We start from the raw sequence: 25,844 nt of genomic DNA on the forward strand, positions 1-25,844 counted from the left end.
GCGGCGGGACCGGCCCCCGTCCCGAAAGGTGTGAGCGTCCACTCATGGGTGAACCCCCCGGTAGCCGACGTCGCGCGATACCTCCGCCGCTGACCGACGATGGGACGGAGGTGAACCGATGACCGAAGTGCTCCTCCTGGCAGTCGCCCTGCTACTCACCCTCGCCTGCGCGGTGTTCGTCGCCGCGGAGTTCTCGCTGACCACGGTCGAGCGCTCGGAGCTGGAGATCGCCGCCGACCGCGGCGACCGGGGCGCGGAACGGGCACTGCACGCCGTACGGAGTCTCACCTTCCAGCTCTCCGGAGCGCAGCTCGGCATCACGGTCACCGGACTGATCATCGGCATGCTCGCCGAACCGTCCATCGCCGCCCTGCTCACCGGCCCCATCGAGGCGATGGGGCTGCCCCCGTCCACCGCCTCCTCGGCCGCGCTGGTGCTGGGCACCGTACTGTCCACCGTGGTGCTGATGGTGGTCGGCGAGCTGGTCCCGAAGAACTGGGCCATCTCCCGCCCGTTGCCGGTGGCCCGCGCGGTGGCCGGGCCGCAGCGCGCGTTCAGCGCCGCCTTCCGCCCGCTGATCCGGCATCTGAACAACACCGCGAACCGCATGGTGAGCCGCATGGGTCTGGAACCCACCGAGGAACTGGCCTCGGCCCGCGGGCCGCAGGAGCTGGTCGCGCTGGCCCGGCACTCGGCCAGGCAGGGCGCGCTGGAGGCGGACACCGCCGAGCTGTTCGTCCGCACCCTGAGCCTGTCCGACCTCACCGCGGAGAACGTGATGACCCCGCGCGTGCAGGTCATCGCCCTGGAGGTGCAGGCCACCGCCGAGGACGTGGCCAACGCCACCCGGGCCACCGGCCTGTCCCGCTTCCCGGTCTACCGCGGCAGCCTCGACACGGTGGTGGGCATCGCGCACATCAAGGACGTCCTCACGGTGCCCGCCGAGCGGCGTCCCCGGCACCCGGTCACCGAGCTGCTGCGGGAGCCGCTGCTGGTGCCCGAGTCGCTGACCGTGGACCGGCTGCTGGACCGGCTGTCCACCAAGCGCAGCATGGCCGTGGTCATCGACGAGTACGGCGGCACGGCGGGCGTCGCCACCCTGGAGGACATCGTCGAGGAGGTCGTCGGCGAGGTCCGCGACGAGCACGATCCGCACGAGACCCCCGACCTGGCCCCGGCCGGCACCGATCCGGACGGCCGGCTGCTGTACGACGCGGACGGCGCGGCCCGGATGGACCAGCTGGAGGCCATCGGCCTGCGGGCGCCGGACGGGCCGTACGAGACCCTGGCCGGGCTGGTCGCGACGCTGCTGGGCCGGATCCCGGCCCGCGGCGACACCGTCGAGGTGGCGGGCTGGCGGATCGAGGTGGTGGACGCCGGCGGGCGGCGCGCCGCGGCGGCCCGGCTGCGGGCACCGCTGCCGGGCGAGCGGGGCACCCATGAGCCGGAGGCCGGCCGATGACCGCGGTCCAGTTGCTGATCGGCCTGCTGTCGCTGATCGTGAACGCCTTCTTCGTCGGCGCGGAGTTCGCGCTGATCTCGGTGCGGCGCAGCCAGATCGAGCCGTTCGCCGAGCGGGGCGACCGGCGGGCCCGCAGTGTGATGTGGGGCCTGGAGCACGTCTCGGCGCTGCTGGCCGCCGCCCAGCTGGGCATCACGCTGTGCACCCTGGTGCTCGGTGTGGTGGCCGAACCGGCCATCGCGCACCTGCTGGAACCGGTGTTCCACGCCGCGCACCTGCCGGAGGGGCTGATCCATCCGGTGGCCTTCGTGATCGCCCTGTCGGTGGCCACCTATCTGCACATGCTCTTCGGAGAGATGGTGCCCAAGAACATCGCGCTCGCCGAGCCGGTGCGTTCGGCACTGGTGCTGGGCCCCCCGCTGGTCGGCCTGGCCCGCGCGCTGCGGCCGGTGATCTTCACTGTGAACTCCTTCGCCAACGGCATCCTCAAACTGCTGCGGGTGGAGCCGAAGAACGAGGTCGCGGCGAGCTTCTCGGACGACGAACTGGCCCGGATGGTCTCCGACTCCAGCGAGGCCGGGCTGCTGGACGACCGGGCCACCGAGCGGCTGCGGGAGGCCCTGGAGCTGGGCCGCAGGCCGGTGCGCGAGGTGGCGCTGCCGGTGACCAGCGTGGTCTCGGCGACGCTGGGGGTGACCCCGGAGGGTCTGGAGCGGCTGGCCGCCGAGTCCGGCTTCTCCCGCTTCCCGGTCATCGACGAGGACGGCCGGATCCGCGGCTACCTCCATGTGAAGGACGCGCTCGACGCGCGCCCCCGGGACGTGTCGTTCCGGACCCGTCAGATGCGGCCGATCGCCCGGGTGCGGGCGGAGACGCCGCTGGACGACGTGCTGCACGCGATGCGCCGCAGCCGCACCCATCTGGCCGCGGTGATCGGCGTGGACGGGCGGCCGGTCGGCCTGGTCACCATGGAGGACCTGCTGCGGGTGCTGGTGTCCTGAGCGGACGTTCGGTGCCGGCGGCGGGCCCGGCGGCGGCCGGCCCGCCGTCGCGCCACGGCACGGCGGGGATCGCCGCCCCGCCGTCCGCCCGCGCCGCCGGGCGCGGGCGGACCCGTCAGCGGCCCCCGGGAGGGACCGGCCCGTGGGCGGTCGGGTCGTACCGGAAGACGGTGAACTCCACCCGGCCGATCACCCTCTTCCGCGGCGTCCTGCGATACAGCTCCGGCGGCCGGAAGATGTTGTCGTCCCAGACGTCCTCGCCCGGCTCCAGGTTCCACACCACCGTCGTGCCGTTCCGCGCACCGCCCTCGAAGTAGATGTGCGTCGTCGCCATGGAGCGAGCATGCTCGCGCCCGGCGCTCGGCGCACCCCGAACCGGTGCCGACGACTCCGGACCGACCGGTTAGGATCTTCGGCGCCATGCAGACCAACGCGATCCACTCCAGCTACGTCGCGATCGGCGACTCCTTCACCGAGGGCATGTCGGACCTGCTCACCGACGGCAGCTACCGGGGCTGGGCGGATCTCCTCGCCGCCCGGCTGGCCGCCCTCCACCGGGTGGCGGCCGGCGACGGCGGCGTCCCGGCCGCCTTCCGCTACGCCAACCTGGCGGTGCGCGGGAAACTGATCGGCCAGATCGTCGACGAGCAGTCGCACGCCGCGGCCGCGATGGGCGCGGACCTGGTGACCCTGGTCGGGGGGCTCAACGACGTTCTCCGGCCGCGGTGCGACATGGGTGTGGTGTGTGCCCGGCTGGAGGAGGCCGTGGAGCGGCTCGCCCCCACCTGCCGCCACCTGGTGCTGATGCGCAGCCCGGCCCGGCGCGGACCCCTGCTGGAGCGCGGCAGGCCGCGGATGGAAGCGCTCTTCGGCCACATCGACCGGCTGGCCGAGCGGCACGGCGCGGTGGTGGTCGACCTGTTCTCCGCCGAGGTGCTGGGGGACGCCCGGATGTGGGCCGAGGACCGGCTGCACCTGAACGCCGAGGGCCACCGCCGGGTGGCCGAGGCGGTGTGGCAGGCGCTCGGCCACCCGGCGGAGTCCGACTGGACCGAGCTGCTGCCGCCGCCGGTGCGCCCCGGCTGGCCGGCCCGGCGCGGCGCCGACCTGCGGTTCGCCCGGCAGCATCTGATGCCGTGGATAGGTCGGCGGCTCACCGGCCGGTCCTCGGGCGACGGGCGGCCCCCCAAGCGCGCCGAACTGTCGCCCTACGAGCTGTGACGCCACCGGGCCGCGGACGGTCCGGACACCCGCCCTCGTAGCAAGCCACAAACCGGGGCGGGGCGCTGGCCTGCACAAACGACCAGTAGAATCTGGACACGTGACTGTTAAGCCGCGCATCCCGAACGTTCTGGCCGGCCGCTACGCCTCCGCGGAGCTGGCCGTCCTGTGGTCCCCCGAGTACAAGGTGACGCTGGAGCGGCGGCTGTGGCTCGCCGTGCTGCGCGCCCAGAAGGACCTCGGGATCGAGGTCCCGGACGGCGCGCTCGCCGACTACGAGCGGGTGCTGGAGACCGTCGACCTGGCCTCGATCGCCGAGCGTGAGAAGGTCACCCGGCACGACGTGAAGGCCCGTATCGAGGAGTTCAACGCCCTCGCCGGCCATGAGCACGTGCACAAGGGCATGACCTCCCGCGATCTCACCGAGAACGTCGAGCAGCTGCAGATCCGGCTCTCCCTGGAGCTGGTGCGGGACCGCACGGTCTCCGTCCTCGCCCGGCTGGGGAAGCTCGCGGCCGAGCACGCCGAGCTGGTCATGGCGGGCCGCTCGCACAACGTCGCCGCGCAGGCCACCACCCTCGGCAAGCGCTTCGCCACCGCCGCCGACGAGCTGCTGGTGGCCTACGACAGGCTCCGGGACCTGCTGGCCCGCTACCCGCTGCGCGGCATCAAGGGCCCGGTGGGCACCGCTCAGGACATGCTCGACCTGCTGGGTGGCGACGCCTCGAAGCTCGACGAGCTGGAGCGCCGGATCGCCGGGCACCTCGGCTTCGCGCACGCCTTCACCTCGGTCGGCCAGGTCTACCCGCGCTCGCTCGACTACGAGGTGGTCACCACGTTGGTGCAGCTGGCCGCCGCGCCGTCCTCGCTGGCCAAGACGGTCCGGCTGATGGCCGGCCACGAGCTGGTGACCGAGGGCTTCAAGCCCGGGCAGGTCGGCTCCTCGGCGATGCCGCACAAGATGAACACCCGGTCCTGCGAGCGGGTGAACGGCCTGGCGGTGATCCTGCGCGGCTACGCCTCGATGGCCGGGGAGCTGGCCGGAGACCAGTGGAACGAGGGCGACGTGTCCTGCTCGGTGGTGCGCCGCGTCGCGCTGCCGGACGCCTTCTTCGCCTTCGACGGGCTGCTGGAGACCTTCCTGACGGTGCTGGACGAGTTCGGCGCGTTCCCCGCCGTGATCGCCCGGGAACTCGACCGCTACCTGCCCTTCCTCGCCACCACCAAGGTGCTGATGGGCGCGGTCCGGGCCGGGGTGGGCCGGGAGGTCGCCCACGAGGCCATCAAGGAGAACGCGGTGGCCACCGCGCTGGCGATGCGGGAGCAGGGCGCCGAGCGCAACGACCTGCTCGACAAGCTGGCCGCCGACGAGCGCATCCCGCTGGACCGCGCCGGTCTGGACGCGCTGATGGCCGACAAGCTGTCGTTCACCGGGGCGGCGGCCGACCAGGTGCGCACCGTGGTGGCGCGCATCGAGGAGATCGCCAAGGAGCACCCGGAGGCCGCGGCCTACACCCCCGGGGCGATCCTCTGACCCCGCGGGACCTCGAGGCCGCCCGCGACCGCGTCGTCCCGGACGTGGTCGCGGACGGCCTGCATGTGCTGTTCTGCGGCATCAACCCGGGGTTGATGACCGCCGCCACGGGGCACCACTTCGCCCGGCCCGGCAACCGGTTCTGGCCCGTGCTGCACGCCTCCGGTTTCACCCCGCGCCTCTTCGCGCCGGCCGAGCAGGAGGAACTGCTCCACCACGGGCTGGGGATCACCAACGTGGTCGCCCGCGCCTCGGCTCGGGCCGACGAGCTGAGCGCCGAGGAGTACCGCGAAGGCGGCCGGCTGCTGGTCGAGAAGGTGCTGCGGCTGCGGCCGCGGTGGCTCGCGGTCGCCGGGGTCACGGCCTACCGGATCGCCTTCGCCGACAAGCGCGCCGCGATCGGCCCGCAGCAGCGCACCATCGGCGGCACCCGTATCTGGGCACTGCCCAACCCCAGCGGGCTCAACGCCCACTGGACGCTGCCCCGGATGGCCGAGGAGTACGGCCGGCTGCGCGCCGCCGCCTTCGCCGGGACGGAGGGGACCGCACCGGCGGACCGTGCCGTGCCCCCGCCCCGGTCCGCCCGGGGCTGAGCCCCGCCGCTCGCCGGGCCCGGCGGAACAGCGGAACTGGTGATCCGCCGCTCGCCGGGTGGTGCGGCCCGGTGCGGCGCACAGCCGCTCCAGTGGTACGCGTGCGGGCTTCCAGCAGCCGCAGCCAGGGTGGGCAGCGGCCGGGGCGCACCACTGTCCCGGCCCGGGTGGGCCCGGCCCGTGGCCGCCGCCGTCCGGCGCGCCACGGGACGGGTCCGCAGGAGCCGTCATCGGCCGTCACCTCGCCGGGCGCCGCGCCCGGCGAGGGGTCCGGATCCCGGCGGGCGCCCGGCGCCGGCCCACCAGCGGCTGGGCCGCCTTCGCCGACGAGCGCAAGCCCTGGGCCCACCGCGCCGACCAGCTGCCCTCCGCCCTCCCGAACACCGCCGACATCCCAGGCCCGGAGGACGCCAAGCCCTGGGACCGGCGCCGGGGGCGGCCAGGGGCCGGGAGGCCGGGACCGGCGGCGAGCGGTGGACCGCCGGCGGGGCGCCGGGCCGGGCCGGCCCCGGCTCACCGCCGGTTGCCGGAGCCGTCCGGCAGGGTGCCCGCCGGTGTGCGGACGGGGGCGTCCGGCTCGTCCCGCGCCGGACCGGCGGGTGCCGTCCCGGCCGCTCGCCCGGCGGCACGCTCGCCGGGCAGCAGGGCCCGTGCGGCCTCCAGCGCACCGGCGAGGAGGTGGGCGCGCCCGGCGACCACCGGCCCCAGTACGGCGAGGACGAGGACATAGCCGGCGATGAACGGGGCGAGGCGGTCGTCGAGTCCCGCGCCGGCCGCCATGGCGGCCAGGATCAGCGCGAACTCCCCGCGTGCCAGCAGCGTGGTGGCGATCTCGGCGGCGGGCTGCGGGCCGTGCCCGTACAGGCGCGCCACCAGCAGCCCGGCGGCCACGTTCATCACGAGGGTGAGCGCCGCCGCGGCGGCCACCGGTCCGGCGACGGACGCGACGTCCCCCGGGTCGATGGCCAGCCCGAAGGCGAAGAAGAAGATCGCCGCGAAGGCGTCGCGGAGCGGATGCACGAGCTTGCGGATCCGCGGCCCGGTGGGGGTCCCGGCCAGGATCAGGCCGACCATGAAGGCGCCGATGGCATCGGCGACCCCGAGCACCTCCGACACCCCGGCGACCAGGACCGCGGCGCCGAGGAAGCTGATGACCAGCAGCTCGTCGTCCCGGACGGCGATCAGCCGCCCGATCAGCCGGGTGCCGTAGCGGGCCGTGGCGGCCAGCGCCAGCAGGAACCCGAAGGCCTTGCCCGCCTGCAGGAGGATCTCCGCGACGCCCTGGGCACCGCTGATGACGGGCTGCAGTGCGGCCAGGTACAGCGCCAGGAAGATGTCCTCCACCACGATGACGCCCAGGATCAGCCGGGTCTCCGGGCGGGCGAGCCGGCCCAGGTCGATGAGGATCTTGGTGACGATCGCGGAGGACGAGATGCCCAGCACCCCGGCGAGCACCAGGGCCTCCCGGGCACCCCAGCCCAGGGCGATCCCGAAGCCCAGCCCGGCCCCGACGTTCAGCAGCAGGTAGACCCCGCCCGCGGTGAGCAGGCGCCGGCCGCCGCTCCGCAGGTCGTCGAGGTGGAATTCCAGCCCCAGGTAGAACAGCAGCAGCACCAGACCGAGCGCGGAGAGCATCTCGAAGTCCTGGGCGTCCTCGACGAGGACCAGCCCCGGGGTGTGCGGGCCGAGCAGGATGCCGGCCAGGATGAACAACGGGATGGTCGGCAGCCCGATCCGGCTGCCGAGACGGGCCAGGAAGGCGGCCGCCAGGAAGGCGCCGCCCATGGCGAGCAGGGTGTCAGCATGTCCCACGGGTCACCGCCTTCGGGGGCGTGGCGGGGCCGGGATGTCGGCGGGTGCGGGGTCGGATACGTCCTCCTTCGTCAGTGGGTCCGTCAGGACGCCGGTGATCGTCGGCCGCCGCGCGCCGGACGGTCCGCCCGGCCGCGGTCAGGGCCGATCGAGGTCAGGGCCGACCGAGGTCAGGGCCGACCGGGCTCAGGGCCGGCCCAGGTCAGGGCCGGCCGGGCGACCGGTGGCCGCCCGGGGCCGGCGGCGGATGCGCCGCCGCCACCCCGGCCGCGACCAGGCCTGCCGCCGGTAGCAGGCCGTGCGGCGGCAGCAGGCCGGCGGCGAGCAGGGCCAGGGCGAGGGCCCGGAGCGCCCGGGCCGGCCCGCGCCGGGGCGCCCGCTGCCGGGCCGGCCGACGCTCTGCCGGACCGCGGACCGGGCGCGGGCCGCGCCACGCCGTCCGCTCCCCCGGGCCGTGCGGCGGCTCGTCGCCGGGCTGCGCCATGGCTCCTCCCTCGGTGCGGCGGTCACGGCGGCTGCTGCCACCGTCACACGGCGCGGCGGGGCGCGGCCATCGGTGGCAGCACCCATTTCGGCGGGGGGCCGCCCCCCATCCGGCGGCCCGGTCCATGGGTGCTGCCACCGATGTGCCCGGCGCGCATCCGGTGCAGGATGGCCATGCGGCCGGTGGACAGGGCGCACCGGAACGGACCGGCACCGGAGGGAGGGCGCACGCGATGTCCTTGTACTGGCGGATCTTCCTGCTCAACGCCCTGGTGGTGGTCACGGCCACCGCGCTGCTGCTGGGGCCGGTCACCGTCTCCACCCCGGTCCTGCTCACCGAAGCCGCCATCCTCACCGCGGGGCTGGCCGTCATGCTGATCGCCAACGCCGTGCTGCTGCGCATCGGCCTGGCTCCCTTGCAGCGGCTCACCCGGGCCATGACCACCACCGACCTGCTGCGCCCCGGGCAGCGGCCGGCCGCGGGCGGTCCCGGCGAGGTCGCCGGGCTGATCACGGCCTTCAACGCCATGCTCGACCGGCTGGAGAGCGAACGCGCCACCAGCGCCGGCCGCACGCTGACCGCCCAGGAGGCGGAACGCCACCGCATCGCGCAGGAGCTGCACGACGAGATCGGCCAGACCCTCACCGCCGTCGTGCTCGACCTCAAGCGGGTCGCCGGCCACTCGCCGCCCGCGATCCGCGAGGAGCTGCACCGGGTGCAGGAGACCACCCGCGCCAGTCTGGACGAGATCCGCCGCATCGCACGGCGCCTGCGCCCCGGCGTCCTGGAGGAACTCGGGCTGGTCAGCGCGCTCAGGGCCCTCGCCAACGAGTTCACCGGCTCCGCCCTGGCCGTGCACCACCGCATCGGCACCGACCTGCCGCCGCTGGGCAGGGACGCCGAACTCGTCCTCTACCGGGTCGCCCAGGAGAGTCTGACCAACACGGCCCGCCACTCCGGCGCCCGGCGCGTCGATCTCGAACTGCGGCGCACCCCCGCCGGCGTGGCACTCCGCGTCCAGGACGACGGCCACGGCACCGGCGGCGCCGCCGAGGGAGCCGGCATCCGCGGCATGCGTGAACGCGCCCTGCTCATCGGGGCCGACCTCGCACTCGGCCCCGTCCCCGGCGGCGGCACCGAGGTGCGGCTGTCCGTCCCCGCCCCCCACCGGAGCCGCTGACCATGCCCGAGGCGAACCGAACCCGCATCCTGCTGGCCGACGACCACGCCCTGGTGCGCCGCGGAGTCCGCCTCATCCTGGAGAGCGAACCCGATCTGACCGTCGTCGCCGAGGCCGGCGACGGCGCCGCGGCCCTCGAAGCCGCCCGTGCCCACCAGCCGGACCTCGCCGTCCTCGACATCGCCATGCCCCGGCTGACCGGTCTGCAGGCCGCCCGGGAGCTGGCCCGTACCCAGCCGCGGACCCGCATCCTCATCCTGACGATGTACGACAACGAGCAGTACTTCTTCGAGGCGCTGGCGGCCGGGGCCTCCGGGTACGTCCTGAAGTCCGTCGCCGACCGTGATCTGGTCGAGGCCTGCCGCGCCACCATGCGGGGCGAACCCTTCCTCTACCCCGGTGCCGTCAACGCGCTCATCCGCAACCACCTCAACCGCCTCCGGGACGGCGAGGACGTCCCCGAGCGGGCCATCACCGACCGCGAGGAGGAGATCCTCAAACTCGTCGCCGAGGGCCACAGTTCCCAGCAGATCGCCGACCTGCTCGTGATCAGCGTCAAGACCGTCGAACGGCACCGCGCCAACCTGCTGCAGAAGCTCGGTCTGAAGGACCGGCTGGAGCTGACCCGGTACGCGATCCGGGTGGGGCTGATCGAGCCGTGAGCCGCGCTCCGCGCCGGCCGGGCCCTCGCCCGGAGGCCCGTGCGCCGGAAGGCTCACCGAAGGGCGCCGCCCGGCCGCCCGCCGGCCGGTTCCCGCCCGCGGCGTCCCGCGCGGCAACCCGGGCCGGGGCGGTCACCGCGGCGGGCCGTCGGCCACCGCGGCGATCAGCTGGATGGGCAGTTCCCGGTCCGCCTGGCCGACCCCTATGGCGATCCAGCGCCCCGCCACCTGCCAGGTGTGCAGCGTGCCGACGTATCCGCACAGCACGTCCAGCGGCGGCGGCACCGGTTCGCCGAGCGCGGACCGCTCCAGGTGGTCGGTGAGGTCCCAGACCTCCGGATCGCCCCAGCGGCGGGACAGTGCCCGCACCAGTACCTCCGACTCGGCGTGGAACTCCTCGTCCACCTCCTGCACCCGGCTCAGGTCCGCGTCCCAGAAGTCCTCGCTGACCCGCAGGGCCGCGACGTGGTGCCCGGGGCCGCTCCAGGTCCACGCCCCGGTGCTCGGCCGCGCGGGGAAGGGACGGGTGCGGAGGGCCTCGACGGCGGCGAGATGCGCTCCGATGTACGTCGTCATACCGTCAGTCAACCGCTGGGGTACGACAACTGGCCGGTCGTCAGGTCAGGCGTCGTCGCGCTCCAGCCGCCACCAGCCGGCCAGCACCGCGGCCGCGGCCCAGCACGCGGTGACCGCCAGGCCCGCCCACGGGTCCAGTCCGCCGTCCGGAGAGGTGTGCAGCACCAACTGCCCGGCCCGGTCCGGCAGGAACCGCGCGGCACCGGTGGCCAGGTCCCCCACGACGAACGAGACGATCAGCAGGAACGGGATGAGCAGGCTGAGCACCGCCACCCCGCTGCGCAGCAGCATGGTCAGTCCGGCCGCCAGCAGCGCCATGAGCGCGAGGTAGATCCCGGAGCCGACGACGGCACGCACCGCGCCCGGGTCGCCGAGCCCCACCCGCGTCCCGCCGAGGAACGCACCGCCGGCGAGGAAACCGGCGAGGCCGGTGACCAGGCCCACCGCCAGGGCCGGGCCCCCGACGGCCAGCAGCTTGGCGGCGTAGAACACCCTCCGGCGCGGCACCGCGGCCAGCGACACCCGGATCGCGCCCCCGTGGTACTCGCCGGAGACCGCGGTGGTGCCGTAGGCGAGGGCGGCGATCTGCCCGAAGTTCAGGCCGTAGAACACCGTGAACAGCGGGTCGAAGTCGGCGTTGTCGGACTCCGCCTCACCGAAGGCCGCGCACGCCACGACGGTGAGCCCGACCGTGACGCCGAGGACGGCGAGCAGGGACCCGAGGACCGAACGGGTGGCCCTGATCTTGATCCACTCGGAGTGGAGTGCGGCTGTGGTGGACATGGCTCATGCCTCCTGCGTAGTGGTCGGCCGGCCCGCCGCGAAGTCGCCCTGCGCGGCGGTGAGATCGAGGTACGCCTGCTCCAGTGAGACCTGCTCGTCGGTGAGCCCGAGCACCGGGATGCCCTCCCGGGCCGCGAGCGCACCCACCTGCTCGGCACGCGCGCCCTCCACCGTCAGCTCGTCGGCCCCGTCCCGGAGCGGGGTGAGGCCCTCCGCGGCCAGCGCGGCTCCCAGCCGGTCCGGTTCGGCGGTGCGCACCCGTACCCGCGGGCCGCCACCGGTCTCGATGAACTCCCGCACCGGCAGGTCGGCCAGCAGCCGGCCGCGGCCGAGGACCACCACATGGTCGACGGTCGCCGCGGTCTCGGCCATCAGGTGGCTGGAGACCAGGACCGTGCGCCCCTCCGCGGCCAGCCGCCGCATCAGCTCCCGGATCCACACGATGCCTTCCGGGTCGAGGCCGTTGGCCGGTTCGTCCAGCAGCAGCACCGGCGGGTCGCCGAGCAGCGCGGTGGCCACTCCGAGCCGCTGCCGCATCCCGAGCGAGAAGGTCTTCACCCGGCGGCCGGCCGCGCTCGTCAGCCCGACCTCGTGCAGCACCTCCTCGGTACGGCGGACCGGGATGCGGTTGGCGGCCGCCACGGCGCGCAGATGGTCGGCCGCGGTACGCCCACCGTGGGCGGCCTGGGCGTCCAGGAGCGCGCCCACGTGACGCAGCGGCTCACGCAGTTCGGCGTAGTGCCGCCCGTCCAGGGTGGCCGAACCGGAGGTGGGCCGGTCCAGGCCGAGCACGATGCGGAAGGTGGTGGACTTGCCGGCCCCGTTGGGGCCGAGGAAGCCGGTGACCCGGCCGGGCCGGACGCTGACGGTCAGCCGGTCCAGGGCCCGCACGGGCCCGTACGCCTTGGTCAGCTCGCGGATGTGGATCGCTGTCATGCCATCGACGATGCCGGGAGACGGCGGGCCGGGGCCTCCCCCCGGAGCGGGGACCTCCTCCCCCGCACGGGGGAGGCCGGCCGCGGTGGCCCGCTGAGAGGATGACGGGGTGTCCCATCGCTCCGTCCGCCGACGCGCCGTGCTGCCGGGCCCGCTGGCCCGTGCCGTGACCTACACCCGCTGGCTGCATCTGCTCACCGGCGCGGTCCCCGCCGGGATCTGCGCCTTCATCTACCCCGGGGCGTCCGGGATCGACGAGCCCCGGGCCCTGTGGCTGCTGGTGACCCCGCTGCCGCTGCTGGCCGGCTGGGCGATGCTGCCGGTGGCCCGGCTGGCGGAGGGGCTGCAGGCGCGGCTGCTGCTGACCCCCGGCGAGCACGCCCGGCGTCCCGGCGGCGATCCGGCGGCGGGCATCGCCGCCGCCCCCGCCACGGGCTGGAGCGAGCGGGGCCTGACCGCGCTCTGGCTCGTGCTGCGGCTGGAGACCGGTGTGCTGACGGTGTGGCTGTCCAGCCTGCTCCCGGCGACGACCGCGGCGCTGCTGGCGGCGGGCACCGGCGGGGCGCCCGAGCCGGTGCTCGGGTTCCGTCTCCCCGGCCACCACTGGCTGTACGGGGTCCTGGCGCCGCTGCCGCTGGTCCTGCTGGCGGTCCTCGTGGTGACCGCCGGGAACCTGATGGCAGCCGCCGCGCCACGGCTGCTCGGCCCGTCCGCGGCGGAGCGGCTGGCGGCCCTGGAGGAGCGCACCGAGCGGCTGCTGGAGCACAACCGGCTCGCCCGGGAACTGCACGACTCGATCGGGCACGCGCTGACCGTGGCCGTGGTGCAGGCGGGCGCGGCGCGCGCCGCCGGGTCGCCGGAGTTCACCGAGCGGGCACTGGCGGCCGTCGAGGAGACCGGCCGGCGGGCGCTGGAGGACCTGGAGCGGGTGCTGCTGCTGCTCCGCGAGGGCCCCGGGGGGCGGCCCGCCGACCGGCCGGGGCTCATCGAGGCCGAGCGGCTGCTGGAGTCGGCCCGGGCGGCGGGGACCGCACTGACCGCCGAGGTCTCCGGGGAGCCGGCGCGGCTGCCGGGGCCGGTGTCCCGCGAGGGGTACCGCATCCTCCAGGAGGCGCTCACCAATGTGCTGCGGCACGCCGGTCCGGTCCCGGTGACGGTGCGCATGGCCTGCGCGCCGCACGCGCTCGAACTCGAGGTGCGCAACCCGCTGCCCGCGCCCGCCGGCACCGCATCGGGCCGCGACCGCGGTGGCCGGGGGCTGCGCGGCATCCGGGAACGGGCGGCGCTGCTGGGCGGTGAGGCGGTCTGCGGCCCGCACGGCGGGCAGTGGCGGATCCTGGTGCGGCTACCGCTGGACGGCGGCGCCCGGCCGGCCCCGTAGGGTGTACCGGTGCCGATCACCGTACTGCTCGTCGACGACGAAGAGCTGGTCCGCGCCGGGTTGCGCGCGATCCTCACCGCCCAGCCGGACATCGCCGTCGTCGGGGAGGCGTCCGACGGCGCGTCGGTCGTCCCGCTCGTGCGGGAGCTGCGGCCGCGGGTGGTGGTGATGGACGTGCGGATGCCGCTGCTGGACGGGATCGAGGCGACCCGGGCGGTGCTGCGGTCGGTCCCGAAGCCGCCCAGGATCCTGGTGATCACCACTTTCGAGAACGACGACTACGTGTACGAGGCGCTGCGGGCCGGCGCGGACGGCTTCCTGCTCAAGCGGGCCCGGCCCGCCGAGATCGTGAACGCCGTGCGGCTGGCCGCGGAAGGGGAGTCGCTGCTGTTCCCGGCTGCCGTGCGGGCGCTGGCGGCCGGGCGGGGGAACGCCGCGGCCCGGGAGGCGATGGACCGTGCCGCGCTGACCGAGCGGGAGGCCCAGGTGCTCCGGCTGATGGCGCGCGGCATGTCGAACGGGGAGATCGCCGGCGCCCTGGTGCTGGGCACCGAGACGGTGAAGACGCATGTCAGCGCGGTGCTGGCGAAACTGGGCGCGCGGGACCGGACCCAGGCGGTGATCGCGGCGTACGAGTCGGGGTTCGTCGTGCCGGGATGAGGGGCGCGGCGGGGTCCGGCACTCGCCGCGCCCCTGGTCAGCGGATACCATCCGGCTGACACGCACAGGTAGGGAGGCCGACGTGGGGCGGCTCACCGGCACAGATCCGTCTCTGCTCCGGCGCATCAACTCCGCCGTGGTCCTGCACGCGCTGCGCACGGCGACCGCCGAACGCGGCCCGGCGGAGCACGGTCCGGCCGGTCCGGCGCCGGCGGGATCCGGTCCCGCGGGGATCCGGTCCGCGCCGGGCGCCGCCACGCTCACCGACCTGGTCGGCGCCACCGGTCTGTCCCGGCCCACGGTGGAGGGCGTCGTCGAAGGGCTCATCGCCGGCGGCCTGGTGACCGAGGTTCCGGCCGATGCCGAGATCCGCCGGCAGGGCCGGCCGGCGCGCCGGTTCCGGTTCCGCGCCGAGGCCGGCCATCTGCTCGGGCTGGAGATCGGGCCGCACCGGGTCGCCGCGCTGCTGTCCGATCTGGACGGGCGGGTGCTGGGCTCCGGCCAGCGCGAAGTGTCGCAGGGCGCCCCGGCGGAGGAGCGGCTGGAGCGGGTGCGGGCCACCGTGGCCGACCTGCTGCGGCGGGCCGGGGTGGCCCGCGACTCGCTGCGGGCGGTGGGCGCGGCCACGCCGGGCATCGTGGAGGCCGACGGGACCGTCCGGCTGTGCACCGCGCTGCCGGGGTGGACCGGGCTGCCGCTCGGTGAGCGGCTGGGGCGTTCCTTCCGGTGTCCGGTGCTGGTGGAGAACGACGCGAACGCGGCCGCCGTCGCGGAGCAGTGGAAGGGCGCGGCGACCGGCTCCGGGGACGTGGTGTTCGTGCTGGCGGGGCTCAGTCCGGGGGCCGGATCGCTCATCTCCGGCCGGTTGCACCGCGGTTTCGGCGGCGCCGCCGGGGAGATCGGGGCACTGCACCTGCTGGGCCGGGAGGCGGCGCCGGAAGAGGTGCTGTCGACCACCGGTGAACCGCTGCTCCCGCTGGACGAGGCGCAGGTGGCGCGGGTCTTCGCGCTGGCGCGGGACGGGGACGGCCGGGCCCGGGAAGCGGTGGACCGGTTCATCCGGCGGCTGGTGCACGATGTGGCCGCGCTGGTGCTGGCCCTGGATCCGGAGGTCGTGGTGGTCGGCGGCTGGGCCGCCGGGCTGGACGGTGTGCTGGGCCCGCTGCGTGAGGAGCTGGCGCGCTACTGCCTGCGGCCCCCGCTGGTGACCCAGTCGCTGCTGGGCGAGGCGGCGGTGGCCGCCGGGGCGCTGCGGCTGGCCCTGGACCATGTGGAGGAGGAACTGTTCGCGGTGGAGGGCACCGTGACGGCCCGTCGCGCGCGGCGCTGATCCGGCCCGGCCGCGCTCACGGCCGGGCGGCCCGCGGAGGACGCCGGCCCCCGTGGGCGCCGGCGCGGCCCAGGGGGGCCGCCGGGCCTGGGCAGTGCGGCGCGTACCCCGGTCACCGGCCGCGACGGCCCGGGGTACGCGCCGCACCGCGGCGTTCCGGCCCGCCATCGGGCCGACCATGGCGACCGGTACCCGGACGGCGGCGGGTCACCGGCGGCGTCCGCTCCGCCGGGTGCCGGCACCGGACGAGCAGGGGCGCGTCCGGCGGACCGGAACCCGCCCCGTTCGTCAGCCGGCCAGCAGCTGCACCCCGCCGCCGGTGTCGCCGAAGGTCAACCGGCAGGTGTCGGCCCGGTAGGTGGCCACCGCGACGGCGGCGGTGCGGCCCTGGGCGTAGTACCGCGTGGTGACGATGAGCACCGGGGAACCGGGCAGCCGGTCGAGCTCCTTGGCGTCGTCGGCCCGGGCGGATCCCAACTCGACCGCCTGGTCCTGGCCTTCGAGTTCCAGGCGGCACAGCTCGCGCAGTACGGTGCGGGCGCGCGCGGGCCCGCCGGGGGCGTCGATGGCGCTGAGACCGGGTACCGAACCGGCCGGGATGTACAGGAGTTCGGCGGCGAGCGGCTGGCCGTGGGACATCCGGGTGCGGCGCACCACGTGCGTCTCCTCGTCCGGGCCGGCGTCCAGCAGCCGTGCCACCGCGGCGGGCGGGACCGCCTGGTGGCTGTCGACGGGCTGCCAGGCGTCGGCCGCGTCACCGGTGCCCGGCCAGGAGTGCCCGGGGTCGCCGACCGAGACGCCGACCCGGGGCGGCGCGACGGTGGTCCCGACCCCGCGGCGGCGCTGCAGCCGGCCTTCCAGTTCGAGCTGTTCGAGCGCCTGCCGGAGCGTGGCGCGTGCGACGCCGAACCGGGCGGCGAGCTCACGCTCGTTGGGGAGGATCTCCCCCACCGCGAACTCCGAGTCCAGCGCGTCGCTGAGCACCGTCTTGAGATGCCAGTACTTGGGCTCCGGCACCGATTCGAGCTGCGTGGTCCCCACCCTGTCCTCCGCGATTGCCGTGTCCCCAGCGGGCCGTGTCCGACACAAGACCGCGCTCCGGGGATGCCTCGGCGGCAAGCTCCCCGGAGTTATGCGCGTTTCTTTATTAAAGGTTGTTTCACTATGTACGACTGCGACGATAAGGCGACACACCCCCTTGGTCAAGACCAATCCTCGATCCGTTACCGTCGGTACCGGGCGTGATTCCGCACAGCGTTCACAGGGTGTTCGCGTAGGGCCGGAGGTTCGAATTGGGCATGGAGCAGCAGGTCACCGTGGTGACGGGCGGAGGACGGGGCATCGGCGCGGCCACCGCGCTCCGGTTGGCGCGGGCGGGTCACGACATCGTCGTCGGCTATGAACGGGACGAGGAGGCGGCACGGCGGACCGCGGACGCGGTGCGCGCCGAGGGCGTCCGCTGCGCCGTCGTGCGGGCGGACACCAGCGTCACCGAGGACGTCGAGACGCTGTTCGACACGGCCCGCGCGGAGCTGGGCCCGGTCACCGGGCTGGTCAACAACGCCGGTGTCACCGGCCCGTTGAGCCGGTTCGCCGAGGTCTCCCCGGAGGTCGTGCGCCGGGTGGTGGACGTCAACGTCACCGGGGCGCTGCTCTGCGCGAGGCGCGCGGTGCGCGAGATGTCCACCCGGCTCGGCGGCGCGGGCGGGGCGATCGTCAACATCTCCTCGGGCGCCGCGACCACCGGCAGCCCCGGCGAGTACGTGCACTACGCCGCCAGCAAGGCCGCGGTGGACGCGATGACGGTCGGCCTGTCCAAGGAACTGGCGGCCGAGGGCATCCGGGTCAACTCCGTCCAGCCGGGCATGACCCTCACCGACATCCACGCCGCCATGGGCGACCCCGAACGCCCCTGGCGGGTGAAGGACCGGGTGCCGATGGGCCGTCCCGGCGAGCCGGACGAGATCGCCGCGGCCGTCGCCTGGCTGATGTCCCCGGACGCGTCGTACACCACCGGCGCGGTGCTGCGGGTCGCCGGGGGTCTGTGACCGCACGCGCGGCGGCGGACCGTCCGGCGGGCGGCCGCCGCGCCCGGGTGCCGTCCGCGGTCCCCGGCGGCGGTGCGGCGGGTGTCAGGGGCGGGGCGCCAGGCCCGCGCCCTCCGCGGCACGGCCCAGGACCTCCCGGAGCATGGCCGGCGTCAGCCTGCCGGTGAAGACGTTCCGCCGGCTGGGGTGGTAGCAGCCGAAGAGGCGCACCCGGCGGTCGGCCACCGGATCGTGGAGCGGCACCTCGGCGGCGTGACCGAACGGCGGGCGGGGGCGCGGCACCCGCCAGCCGGCGGCCGCGAGGACCGGGAAGGTGGCCTGCCAGCCGAAGGCGCCGAGCACCACGACCGCCCGCAGGGTCGGGCGGAGCAACTCCAGTTCGCGGGCGAGCCACGGCCGGCAGGTGTCCCGCTCCGCCGTGGTGGGCCGGTTGGCCGGCGGCGCGCAGTGCACCGGCATGGTGATGCGCACCCCGCGCAAGGCCAGCCCGTCCCCGCGGTGTTCGGCCACCGGCCGGGAGGCGAGGCCCAGGGAGTGCAGCGCGGCGTAGAGCACGTCACCCGACGGGTCACCGGTGAACGCCCGTCCGGTCCGGTTCCCGCCGTGGGCGGCCGGGGCGAGCCCCACAATGGCCAGCGCGGCGTCCGCGGGTCCGAAGCCGGTCACCGGTTTTCCCCAGTACGTCCAGTCCTGGAAAGCGGCCCGCCTGGTCCGCGCCGTCTCCTCGCGCCAGGCCACCAGGCGCGGGCAGGCCCGGCAGCCGGGCAGCGCCGCGTCCAGTTCGGTCAGCCCGCGGGCGGCCGCGGCACGGGCGGCCGGGAAGTCCGGGTCGTCAGGCGAGGGGGACGCCGCACCGCGCTCCGGACCGGTCCCTTCCGCACACACCCCGCACCCTCCTCCGCCCGCGACGTCCGGCGGGCCCGCTCGGCCGTCGGCGCCGTCCCGGCGCCGGTTCCCACTCGGCTCCATCCTGGGTCGGCCACTGTAACCGGAAGGCGCCCGCCGCGGCCCCCGGGCCCGTCGGGGCACCGCCGCTCCCGCCCGCGGCCGGTGCCGGGCACTCCGGCAGGGGGCGGCCGGGGAGCCCGCGCCGGGCCGGAGCGGACCCACGTGGGACCGGGCCGGAGCGACCGACCACGTCCGCCCGGGCAGCGAGTGGTCGGCCCGGCCGCGGCCGTCCCTTCGGACCGCCGCCCGCGCCGGCCGCATCGGGTCGCCGCGCCGGGTCGCCGGATCAGTCGCCGCATCAGGTCGCCGCGGCGGGTCTCCGGGGCGAGGACGCCGGGGGCGGCCGATCGTCCGTCCGGGTCCGCTCCCCCACCCGGACGGCCGCATACCGCGAACCCGATCACGAGTCACCCGTCCGGCGCACCGGCGCCGGCCGCTGCCTCCCGGCACCCGCCGCCGGCGCACCGTGCCCGGCAACGGGACGGGCCCGCCCAACCGGCCGCCCCGCCCGGCTGCCCCGGCGCCCGCGGCGGGTCGCCGGCGGCGGGTCCGGGCGCCCACCCGCCGTGCGAGCCCGACCGGGAAGCCCCGGGAAGCGCCCCGGGGCGCGCCGCCGGTCCCGCGCGCCGGAGCGGGACTCCGCATGGCGGCCTCCCGGCCCGGAGGTGACACTGAGGAACCAGCGCGTGAGACGGGCAGGCCATGGACACCATCGAAGAGACGATCGAGATCGCGGTTCCGGTACGCACGGCCTACAACCAGTGGACCCAGTTCAAGAGCTTTCCGCGGTTCATGTCCGTGGTGCGGGGCGTCGAGCAGGTCGGCCCCACCGTCACCCGCTGGACCGTCGGCCTGGGCCCGGTGCGCCGCCGGTTCGAGGCGGAGATCGTCGAACAGCGGCCGGACGCCCGGCTGGCCTGGCGCAGCATGGGCCGGCGCCCCCGGCACCGGGGCGAGGTCTCGTTCCGCCCCACCGCACCGGACCGCACCGCGGTCACCCTGCGGTTGGAGTTCGAGCCGCGCCGGGCCGCCCGCGGGCTCGCCCGCCGGGTGGTCCGGTCCGAACTGGGGCACTTCAGGGAGTTCATCGAGAGCATCGGCGAGGAGGGCGGAGCATGGCGGGGCACCATCCGCGAAGGACGGGTACAGCCGGCGGAACCGGAGCCGCCCAGGAGCCGGGTGCCCTGCTGGCCGGTGGGCTGATCCGCGCGCCGGAGAGCGGGAGGCACACCCGATGAAGAGACGGCCGGGCCGCGAGCCGCGGGAAGAACTCGGCGTGACGCCGCCCCAGGAGTGGGCCGCCGGGGCGCCCGCGGTGGCGCACGCCGTGGAGTACTCCCTGGACCAGACGTCGGTCCGGCGGGCCGGAGTGACGCTGCTGACCATGAACCAGGTGGACGGCATCGACTGCCCCGGCTGCGCCTGGGCCGACCCCTCCCCCGGCCACCGGCACCGCAACGAATACTGCGAGAACGGCGCCAAGCACATCAACGACGAGGCGACGTCGCGGCGGGTCACCGCCGACTTCTTCCGCCGGCACCCGGTCTCCGACCTGGCCCGGCGCTCCGACCGGTGGCTGAACCAGCAGGGCCGACTCACCGAGCCGATGGTCAAACGGCCGGACTCGGACCACTACGAGCCGATCGGCTGGCACCAGGCCCTCACCCTGCTCGCCGCGGAGCTGAAGGCGCTGGACTCCCCCGACGAGGCGGTCTTCTACACCTCGGGGCGGGCGAGCAACGAAGCCGCGTTCGTCCTGCAGCTCTTCGCCCGGGCCTTCGGCACCAACAACCTGCCCGACTGCAGCAACATGTGCCACGAGTCCAGCGGCTCCGCCCTGCACGAGACCCTGGGCACCGGCAAGGGCACGGTGAGCCTGCACGACATCCACCACGCCGACCTGATCTTCCTGGTCGGGCAGAACCCCGGGACCAACCATCCGCGCCAGCTGACCGCGCTGGAACAGGCCAAACGCAACGGCGCCCGCGTCATCGCGGTGAACCCGCTGCCGGAGGCCGGGCTCCTGCGGTTCAAGAACCCCCAGAAGCTGCGCGGGGTGATCGGATCCGGGGTGCGGATCGCCGACCGGTTCCTCCAGATCCGCGGCGGCGGCGACCTCGCGCTGTTCCAGGGCCTGAACCGGCTGCTGCTGGAGGCGGAGGACGCCCGGCCCGGCACCGTCCTCGACCACGACTTCATCCGCTCCGGCACCAGCGGCTTCGAGGAGTTCGCCGCCCACGCCCGCACCGTCGCCTGGGAGGACGTGTGCGCCGCGACCGGACTGGCCCGCGAGGAGATCGAGGACGTCCGGGACGAGGTACTGCGCAGCAGCCGCGTCATCGTCTGCTGGGCCATGGGAGTGACCCAGCACAAACACGCGGTCCCCACCATCCGGGAGATCGTGAACTTCCTGCTGCTGCGCGGGAACCTCGGCAGGGCCGGAACCGGCGCCTGCCCGGTGCGCGGCCACAGCAACGTGCAGGGTGACCGCACGATGGGCATCTGGGAGCGGATGCCGGACTCCTTCCTGGACGCCCTGCGGCAGGAGTTCGGCTTCGAGCCGCCCCGCGCCCACGGACTGGACACGGTGAACTCGATCAGGGCCATGCGCGAGGGGCGCGTCAGGGTCTTCGTCTCCCTCGCGGGCAACTTCGTCCGGGCCGCCCCGGACAGCGCGGTCACCGAGGAGGCCATCCGCCGGTGCCGCCTCACCGCCCACATCTCCACCAAGCTCAACAGGTCCCACGCGGTGTGCGGCCGGACGGCGCTCATCCTGCCGACCCTGGGCCGCACCGAACGGGACGTCCAGGCCGGCGGCGAGCAGTTCGTCACGGTGGAGAACTCGATGAGCGAGGTGCACACCTCCCGCGGGCGCCTGGAGCCGGCCTCCAGACTGCTGCTCAGCGAGGTCGCCATCCTGTGCCGGCTCGCCCGCCACACCCTCGACGGCAAGGCCGGCATCCCCTGGGAGCAGTTCGAGGCCGACTACGGAACGATCCGCGACCGGATCTCCCGCGTCGTCCCCGGGCTGCACCACTTCGACCGGCGGGTGAGCCGCCCCGGTGGCATCAGGCTGCCCAACCCGGTCAACGAGGGGATCTTCGCCACCAGCACCGGCAAGGCCCGGTTCACCCGCAACGCCTGGACGATGCCACACGCCCCCGAGCGGCACCTGCTGCTGCAGACCCTGCGCTCGCACGACCAGTGGAACACCGTTCCCTACACGGACGACGACCGCTACCGGGGCATCCACGGGAGCCGCAGGGTGGTACTGGTCAACCCGGAGGACGCGGCCGAACTGAGCCTGGCCGAAGGACAGTCCGTCGACCTGGTGAGCGTGTGGGCCGACGAGGTGGAACGCCGCGCGGCGGACTTCACGGTGGTGCCGTACCCGACCGCCCGCGGCTGCGCCGCCGCGTACTATCCGGAGACCCAGGGCCTGGTGCCGCTGGACAGCGTGTCCGACATCAGCAACCAACCCACCTCCAAGAGCGTCGTGGTCCGGCTGGAGCCCGCCGCGCCCCGGCCGGACGGCCCTCGGCGGTGACGGGCCGGCCCGGCCGGGCGCTGCGGCGGGACCGCACCGCCCCCGCCGCAGCGCCGCTGCCGCGGCGCCACCGGGCCACCGGGCCACCGGGGTGACCCCGCCCCTGCCGTCCGCATGACATCCGGGGCCGCCGCGCGGCCGTGCCGCCGCATCTGCCGGCCTGGTCCGGCCCCGGCGCCCGGCCCCGCACCGCGGTACGGGTGCCCGGCCCGGCCCCGTGACCCACCGCGACCGCCGCGCCGGTGAGCAGGGCCCACCGCCCCGGGGCGCCGTACCCCGGGCCGGTGCGCCCCGGCCGGCCCCGCCCCCGCGCCCGCATATCCTCGGACGGTGAGCTGGCCGCGCGCGTTGAAGGAGACCGCGCGCTCCGGGCTGACGATCGAACGCGGCCGGCTCGAGCCGCTGATCGCACTGCGCGGGGCAGCCGGCGTCGCCATCGTCGTCGGGCTCACCCTGTGGCTGGTCTCCCCGGCCTTCGCCGCGTCCTCCGCCTTCGGCGCGTTCTCCGCGGGCGCCGTCCCGTTCCGCCGCAGCTGGCGCTCGCGCCCCGTGCTCGCGCTCCTCGCCGGCTCGGGCCTCGCGGTGAGTACGTTCGTCGGTTATCTGGCCGTACCGCACATCGTGCTGTTCATGGCGCTGCTCGCGGTGTGGACGTTCCTCGCCGGGATGGCGTGGGCCGCGGGCACCACCGCCGGCATCATGGCCGCGCTCAACGTCGGCATCATGCTGGTGACGGTCACCCTGCCGACGTCGGTCCCGGAGGCCCTCGGACACGCGGCGGTGATCGCCGCGGGCGGCGTGGTGCAGGCCGCGCTGATCGTGCTGTTCCCCGTCCGCAGCTGGGGGCGCCACCGCGACGCGCTCGCGGACGCGGTCCAGACGGTGGCCGACTACGCCCTTCGGCTGCGGGACGACCCCTTCGCGCCGTTCGACCCCGAACCACTCATGACGGCACGCCACGCCGCCGCCGTGACCCCCGGGCAGGCCCGGCGGCGGCCCGCCGAGCTGCACGGCAGCCGGGGCCTCGTCGAACGCATCCGGCCCGTGCTCGCCTCGCTCGCCGATCCGGCGATCGGCGCCGAGTCCGGCGCGCCGGAGCGCGAGCGGGTCCGGGAACTGCTGGCCGCCACGGGCTCCGTACTGGAGGCCGTGGCCCGTTCCATCCGGCAGGGGGAGCCCGCCCCGCTGCCCGCGGAGGCCGTGGCGACGCTCCGGATCCCGGTGAGCGGCACGGTGCTGACCGGCCCGATGCGCAGGGCGGCGGTCCGCCTGGTCGCCCCGCTGGGGGAACTGGTGGAGACCGTGTACGGCGGGGACGCCCCGGCCCTGTCCGCGCCGTCCGCCCCGGAGCACCCCTCGCCGTCCGAACCGTCACCGGCCCCGGCGGGCCCGCCGCCGGAGGCCGCACCGCGACTGCACCCCACGGTGCTGCAGACGGTGCCGATGGTGCTGCGGGAGATGCGCCGCGAGATGCGCCACGACTCGCCCGTCCTCCGGCACGCGCTGCGGCTGACCGTCGTGGTCGTCGTCGGCTACGCGCTGGGCAGCGTCCTCCCGCTGGGACACGGCTACTGGGCGCCGCTGACCTCCGTCATGGTCATGCAGCCCGACTTCCACCAGACCTACGCCCGGTCCGTCGCCCGCCTCGCGGGAACGATCGTGGGCGTGGGCGTGGCCACCGGCGTGGTGCGGCTGACCGGCCCGGACACCGTGCCGCTCGCCGTGCTGGCGATGGTCTCCGCCGCGGCCATGTACCTCGTGATCCGCACCGGCTACGCCGTGTCCCAGGCGTGCGCGGCGATGTACGTCGTCTTCCTGCTCAGCATGGGCGGGACCCAGTGGACGCAGACGGTTCCGGAGCGGGTGCTGCTGACCCTCCTCGGAGGCGCCCTGGCCATGGTGGCCTACGCGGTCTACCCCGCCTGGGAGACGCCCCGGCTGCGGGACCGGCTCGCGGACTGGCTCGAAGCGACCGGTCGCTACACCGCCGCCGTGGTCGCCGGCTACGCCGACCCGGCGGTCGAGCGGCGTGCGGAGGTGCGCCGGACGCTGCTCGCCGCCCGGTCCGCGCGAGCCGACTGGAAGGAGGCCGTCGACCGGGCGGCACTCGAACCCGTGCGGCACCGCGGTCTGTCCAGGGCCGCCGCGGACGACGCCGACAAGGCACTGCCCGCCCTGGCCCGGGCCGCGATGCTGCTGGAAGGGCACCTGCCCGGCGAGGGAGCGCGGCCCGTGCCGGGCGCCGGGCAGGTGGCGGAGTCCCTCCGGGCCGCCACCGAGCGGGGCGCGCGAGCGGTGCGCCAACGGCAGGCACCACGCTGGGACGACGTGGCGGAGGCCCTGGAAAGCTGGGCGAGCGCCAATGTGCAGGACCCGGTGGTCCGGCGCGGAGCGGAACTCGTCCTCGAAGCGCTGGAGGACTTCACGGCCGCCGTGGGCGCCTCCCCGCTGGAGCGCGGCGAGCCCGGCTGACCGCCCGGCCCCCTCCCCCACCGCCACGTCGGACCGGCCCCCGGGCCGCGCCCGGCGCAGCCCCGGGCGACACGCCCCGGGCGGGAGCGAAACCGCCCCCCGCCCGGCTACGACTCCTCCTACGACTCCTCCATGGCGATCCGGATGAGACTGTCCACGTCCAGGTCGTCGATGGCCTCGGAGTCGCCCTGCCACCGCGGCTTGACCACCCGGCTCCCCGGGTCGGCCAGCCCCAGCAGGACATCGAGCAACCCCGCCTGCCGGAGCTTCGCCACGGGGATGGACGCGAGGGTCGCCCGGACCCGGCTCTCCTCACCCCGGTCGCCGGCGGCCGGCACCCCGACGCCCCCCGCCCCGTTGCCGGCGGCACCCTCGTCACCGCCCGCTCCGAGCTCCCCGAGCAGATGCCTCGCCAGCACAGCGGGATTGGGGTAGTCGAAGACGAGGGTGGTGGGCAGCAGCAGACCGGTCGCGGCCCGGAGGCGGTTGCGGAGCTCCACGGCTGTCAGCGAGTCGAAGCCGGACTTGAGGAACCCCGCCTCCGGGGAGACGGCATCCGGATCGGAATGGCCCAGTGCCGCGGCGGCGTGCGCACGGACCAGGTCCAGCAGCAGTTCCGTCCGCCCGGCCACGGAGAGCCCGGCCAGCCTCGACCGCAGCTCGTCCGTCGCCTCCGCCGCAGCACCGGAGCCGTCACCGCCGATCCGGCCGTCACCGCTACCCGTCCCCCCGCCGCTCGGCGCCACCGCCGCGGCCACCGCCGGGATGCCACTGAGCAGGGCACTCGGTCGTACCGCGGTGAACACCTCCGCGAACCGCTCCCAGTCCATGTCCGTGACCGTGAGGGACGCTTCGTCGTGGTCGAGTGCGCCCATCAGCGCCCCCACCGCCGACTCCGGGTCCATCCCCCGCACCCCACGGCGGACCAGCCCCTCCGCCAACCTGCCGTCGGCCACCGACATCCCGGAACCCGCCCAGGCGCCCCAGGCCACCGAGGAGGCCGGCAGCCCCAGGCCACGGCGGTGTGCCACCAGCGCGTCGAGGAAGGCGTTCGCCGCCGCGTACCCACCCTGGCCACCGCCACCCCACACCCCGGCACCCGAGGAGAACAGGACGAAGGCGGTGAGGGGGTGGTGTCGGGTGAGGTGGTGGAGGTGCCAGGCGGTGTGGGTTTTGGGGTTGGCGAGGTGGGTGAGGTCGTGGAGGGTGGTGGT

Annotated in this window: 23 protein-coding genes; 14 read left to right on the top strand and 9 right to left on the bottom strand. The window is 75.4% G+C overall.

All coding sequences use genetic code 11. The annotated features are described in order from the left end of the window. The first annotated feature begins 118 nt into the window (after positions 1-118). The gene (locus tag ACH4B3_RS30975) at positions 119-1,462 is read left to right on the top strand and encodes a hemolysin family protein (RefSeq protein WP_398468497.1); all 1,344 of its coding nucleotides are present in this window, start codon (positions 119-121) and stop codon (positions 1,460-1,462) included. Beyond that, complete coding sequence (locus ACH4B3_RS30980; protein ID WP_398468499.1) at positions 1,459-2,463, top strand: hemolysin family protein; 1,005 nt, start codon at positions 1,459-1,461, stop codon at positions 2,461-2,463. The genes ACH4B3_RS30975 and ACH4B3_RS30980 overlap by 4 nt, the downstream gene beginning before the upstream one ends. A gap of 115 nt (positions 2,464-2,578) precedes the next feature. Here the strand turns inward: ACH4B3_RS30980 and ACH4B3_RS30985 are convergent, their stop codons facing one another. After that, positions 2,579-2,797 carry a hypothetical protein gene (locus ACH4B3_RS30985; protein WP_398468501.1) on the bottom strand — a complete coding sequence of 73 codons (219 nt, stop codon included), beginning with the start codon at positions 2,795-2,797 and terminating at the stop codon, positions 2,579-2,581. 86 nt (positions 2,798-2,883) lie between these two features. Here ACH4B3_RS30985 and ACH4B3_RS30990 point away from each other — a divergent pair, with 86 nt between their 5' ends. The 3 genes from ACH4B3_RS30990 to mug all read left to right on the top strand — a co-directional run bounded on the left by ACH4B3_RS30990 (position 2,884) and on the right by mug (position 5,811). Beyond that, positions 2,884-3,684, top strand: coding sequence for an SGNH/GDSL hydrolase family protein (locus ACH4B3_RS30990; protein ID WP_398468503.1), 801 nt, complete (start codon positions 2,884-2,886; stop codon positions 3,682-3,684). 100 nt (positions 3,685-3,784) lie between these two features. Further along, a complete protein-coding gene (purB, locus tag ACH4B3_RS30995) occupies positions 3,785-5,218 on the top strand; it encodes an adenylosuccinate lyase (protein ID WP_398468505.1) in 1,434 nt (477 codons plus the stop codon). Then, positions 5,215-5,811, top strand: coding sequence for a G/U mismatch-specific DNA glycosylase (gene mug / locus ACH4B3_RS31000; RefSeq protein WP_398468547.1), 597 nt, complete (start codon positions 5,215-5,217; stop codon positions 5,809-5,811). The genes purB and mug overlap by 4 nt, the downstream gene beginning before the upstream one ends. Positions 5,812-6,324: 513 nt before the next feature. Here the strand turns inward: mug and ACH4B3_RS31005 are convergent. Both ACH4B3_RS31005 and ACH4B3_RS31010 read right to left on the bottom strand, forming a co-directional pair. Next, a complete protein-coding gene (locus ACH4B3_RS31005) occupies positions 6,325-7,623 on the bottom strand; it encodes a cation:proton antiporter (protein ID WP_398468507.1) in 1,299 nt (432 codons plus the stop codon). Between the two features lie 202 nt (positions 7,624-7,825). Then, positions 7,826-8,107 (bottom strand): hypothetical protein, encoded by a 282-nt coding sequence (locus ACH4B3_RS31010; RefSeq protein WP_398468509.1) that lies wholly within the window; start codon positions 8,105-8,107, stop codon positions 7,826-7,828. A gap of 232 nt (positions 8,108-8,339) precedes the next feature. On the opposite strand from ACH4B3_RS31010, the gene ACH4B3_RS31015 reads away from it, so the two are divergent. Together ACH4B3_RS31015 and ACH4B3_RS31020 are read left to right on the top strand one after the other, a co-directional pair. Continuing rightward, positions 8,340-9,287 (top strand): HAMP domain-containing sensor histidine kinase, encoded by a 948-nt coding sequence (locus tag ACH4B3_RS31015; protein WP_398468511.1) that lies wholly within the window; start codon positions 8,340-8,342, stop codon positions 9,285-9,287. Positions 9,288-9,289: 2 nt separating this feature from the next. After that, entirely contained in the window at positions 9,290-9,949 is a 660-nt protein-coding gene (locus tag ACH4B3_RS31020; protein ID WP_398468513.1) for a response regulator, read from the top strand. Positions 9,950-10,081: 132 nt separating this feature from the next. Here the strand turns inward: ACH4B3_RS31020 and ACH4B3_RS31025 are convergent, their stop codons facing one another. The 3 genes from ACH4B3_RS31025 to ACH4B3_RS31035 are packed head-to-tail and all read right to left on the bottom strand — an operon-like array spanning position 10,082 to position 12,244. Further along, on the bottom strand, positions 10,082-10,525 hold the full coding sequence (locus ACH4B3_RS31025; protein WP_398468515.1) for a hypothetical protein: 444 nt from the start codon (positions 10,523-10,525) through the stop codon (positions 10,082-10,084). A gap of 45 nt (positions 10,526-10,570) precedes the next feature. Beyond that, complete coding sequence (locus ACH4B3_RS31030) at positions 10,571-11,308, bottom strand: ABC transporter permease (protein ID WP_398468517.1); 738 nt, start codon at positions 11,306-11,308, stop codon at positions 10,571-10,573. Positions 11,309-11,311: 3 nt separating this feature from the next. Next, the gene (locus ACH4B3_RS31035) at positions 11,312-12,244 is read right to left on the bottom strand and encodes an ABC transporter ATP-binding protein (RefSeq protein WP_398468519.1); all 933 of its coding nucleotides are present in this window, start codon (positions 12,242-12,244) and stop codon (positions 11,312-11,314) included. A 109-nt stretch (positions 12,245-12,353) separates the two neighbouring features. Here ACH4B3_RS31035 and ACH4B3_RS31040 point away from each other — a divergent pair, with 109 nt between their 5' ends. The 3 genes from ACH4B3_RS31040 (at position 12,354) to ACH4B3_RS31050 (ending at position 15,615) form a co-directional block, all read left to right on the top strand. Next, on the top strand, positions 12,354-13,625 hold the full coding sequence (locus ACH4B3_RS31040) for a sensor histidine kinase (RefSeq protein WP_398468521.1): 1,272 nt from the start codon (positions 12,354-12,356) through the stop codon (positions 13,623-13,625). 9 nt (positions 13,626-13,634) lie between these two features. Next, the gene (locus ACH4B3_RS31045; RefSeq protein WP_398468523.1) at positions 13,635-14,285 is read left to right on the top strand and encodes a response regulator; all 651 of its coding nucleotides are present in this window, start codon (positions 13,635-13,637) and stop codon (positions 14,283-14,285) included. Positions 14,286-14,367: 82 nt separating this feature from the next. Beyond that, complete coding sequence (locus tag ACH4B3_RS31050) at positions 14,368-15,615, top strand: ROK family protein (protein ID WP_398468525.1); 1,248 nt, start codon at positions 14,368-14,370, stop codon at positions 15,613-15,615. A 288-nt stretch (positions 15,616-15,903) separates the two neighbouring features. Here ACH4B3_RS31050 and ACH4B3_RS31055 read toward each other — a convergent pair whose 3' ends face one another. Beyond that, the gene (locus ACH4B3_RS31055; protein ID WP_398468527.1) at positions 15,904-16,656 is read right to left on the bottom strand and encodes a GntR family transcriptional regulator; all 753 of its coding nucleotides are present in this window, start codon (positions 16,654-16,656) and stop codon (positions 15,904-15,906) included. A 257-nt stretch (positions 16,657-16,913) separates the two neighbouring features. Between ACH4B3_RS31055 and ACH4B3_RS31060 the strand changes: the two genes are divergently transcribed. Next, positions 16,914-17,663 (top strand): SDR family oxidoreductase, encoded by a 750-nt coding sequence (locus ACH4B3_RS31060; RefSeq protein WP_398468529.1) that lies wholly within the window; start codon positions 16,914-16,916, stop codon positions 17,661-17,663. 84 nt (positions 17,664-17,747) lie between these two features. On the opposite strand, the gene ACH4B3_RS31065 is transcribed toward ACH4B3_RS31060, so the two are convergent. Beyond that, complete coding sequence (locus ACH4B3_RS31065; protein WP_398468531.1) at positions 17,748-18,548, bottom strand: uracil-DNA glycosylase; 801 nt, start codon at positions 18,546-18,548, stop codon at positions 17,748-17,750. Between the two features lie 765 nt (positions 18,549-19,313). On the opposite strand from ACH4B3_RS31065, the gene ACH4B3_RS31070 reads away from it, so the two are divergent. From ACH4B3_RS31070 to ACH4B3_RS31080, 3 genes are all read left to right on the top strand, one after another. Further along, complete coding sequence (locus ACH4B3_RS31070) at positions 19,314-19,814, top strand: SRPBCC family protein (RefSeq protein ID WP_398468533.1); 501 nt, start codon at positions 19,314-19,316, stop codon at positions 19,812-19,814. A 31-nt stretch (positions 19,815-19,845) separates the two neighbouring features. After that, complete coding sequence (locus tag ACH4B3_RS31075; protein WP_398468535.1) at positions 19,846-22,158, top strand: FdhF/YdeP family oxidoreductase; 2,313 nt, start codon at positions 19,846-19,848, stop codon at positions 22,156-22,158. Between the two features lie 330 nt (positions 22,159-22,488). Beyond that, on the top strand, positions 22,489-24,630 hold the full coding sequence (locus ACH4B3_RS31080) for an FUSC family protein (RefSeq protein WP_398468537.1): 2,142 nt from the start codon (positions 22,489-22,491) through the stop codon (positions 24,628-24,630). Positions 24,631-24,749: 119 nt separating this feature from the next. Here ACH4B3_RS31080 and ACH4B3_RS31085 read toward each other — a convergent pair. Then, a partial coding sequence (locus ACH4B3_RS31085) for a beta-ketoacyl reductase (protein ID WP_398468539.1) occupies positions 24,750-25,844 on the bottom strand: 1,095 nt, incomplete at its 5' end.

Source organism: Streptomyces sp. NPDC018031 (assembly GCF_044327625.1).
Taxonomy (GTDB): Bacteria; Actinomycetota; Actinomycetes; order Streptomycetales; family Streptomycetaceae; genus Streptomyces.

Coding starts and splice junctions, on each gene's coding strand:
- ACH4B3_RS31020 (WP_398468513.1), top strand. CDS start 9,290: ATGCCCGAGGCGAACCGAACCCGCATCCTGCTGGCCGACGACCACGCC.
- ACH4B3_RS31015 (WP_398468511.1), top strand. CDS start 8,340: ATGTCCTTGTACTGGCGGATCTTCCTGCTCAACGCCCTGGTGGTGGTC.
- ACH4B3_RS30975 (WP_398468497.1), top strand. CDS start 119: ATGACCGAAGTGCTCCTCCTGGCAGTCGCCCTGCTACTCACCCTCGCC.
- ACH4B3_RS30990 (WP_398468503.1), top strand. CDS start 2,884: ATGCAGACCAACGCGATCCACTCCAGCTACGTCGCGATCGGCGACTCC.
- ACH4B3_RS31025 (WP_398468515.1), bottom strand. CDS start 10,525: ATGACGACGTACATCGGAGCGCATCTCGCCGCCGTCGAGGCCCTCCGC.
- ACH4B3_RS31070 (WP_398468533.1), top strand. CDS start 19,314: ATGGACACCATCGAAGAGACGATCGAGATCGCGGTTCCGGTACGCACG.
- ACH4B3_RS31010 (WP_398468509.1), bottom strand. CDS start 8,107: ATGGCGCAGCCCGGCGACGAGCCGCCGCACGGCCCGGGGGAGCGGACG.
- ACH4B3_RS31035 (WP_398468519.1), bottom strand. CDS start 12,244: ATGACAGCGATCCACATCCGCGAGCTGACCAAGGCGTACGGGCCCGTG.
- ACH4B3_RS30980 (WP_398468499.1), top strand. CDS start 1,459: ATGACCGCGGTCCAGTTGCTGATCGGCCTGCTGTCGCTGATCGTGAAC.
- ACH4B3_RS31075 (WP_398468535.1), top strand. CDS start 19,846: ATGAAGAGACGGCCGGGCCGCGAGCCGCGGGAAGAACTCGGCGTGACG.
- ACH4B3_RS31060 (WP_398468529.1), top strand. CDS start 16,914: ATGGAGCAGCAGGTCACCGTGGTGACGGGCGGAGGACGGGGCATCGGC.
- ACH4B3_RS30985 (WP_398468501.1), bottom strand. CDS start 2,797: ATGGCGACGACGCACATCTACTTCGAGGGCGGTGCGCGGAACGGCACG.
- ACH4B3_RS31030 (WP_398468517.1), bottom strand. CDS start 11,308: ATGTCCACCACAGCCGCACTCCACTCCGAGTGGATCAAGATCAGGGCC.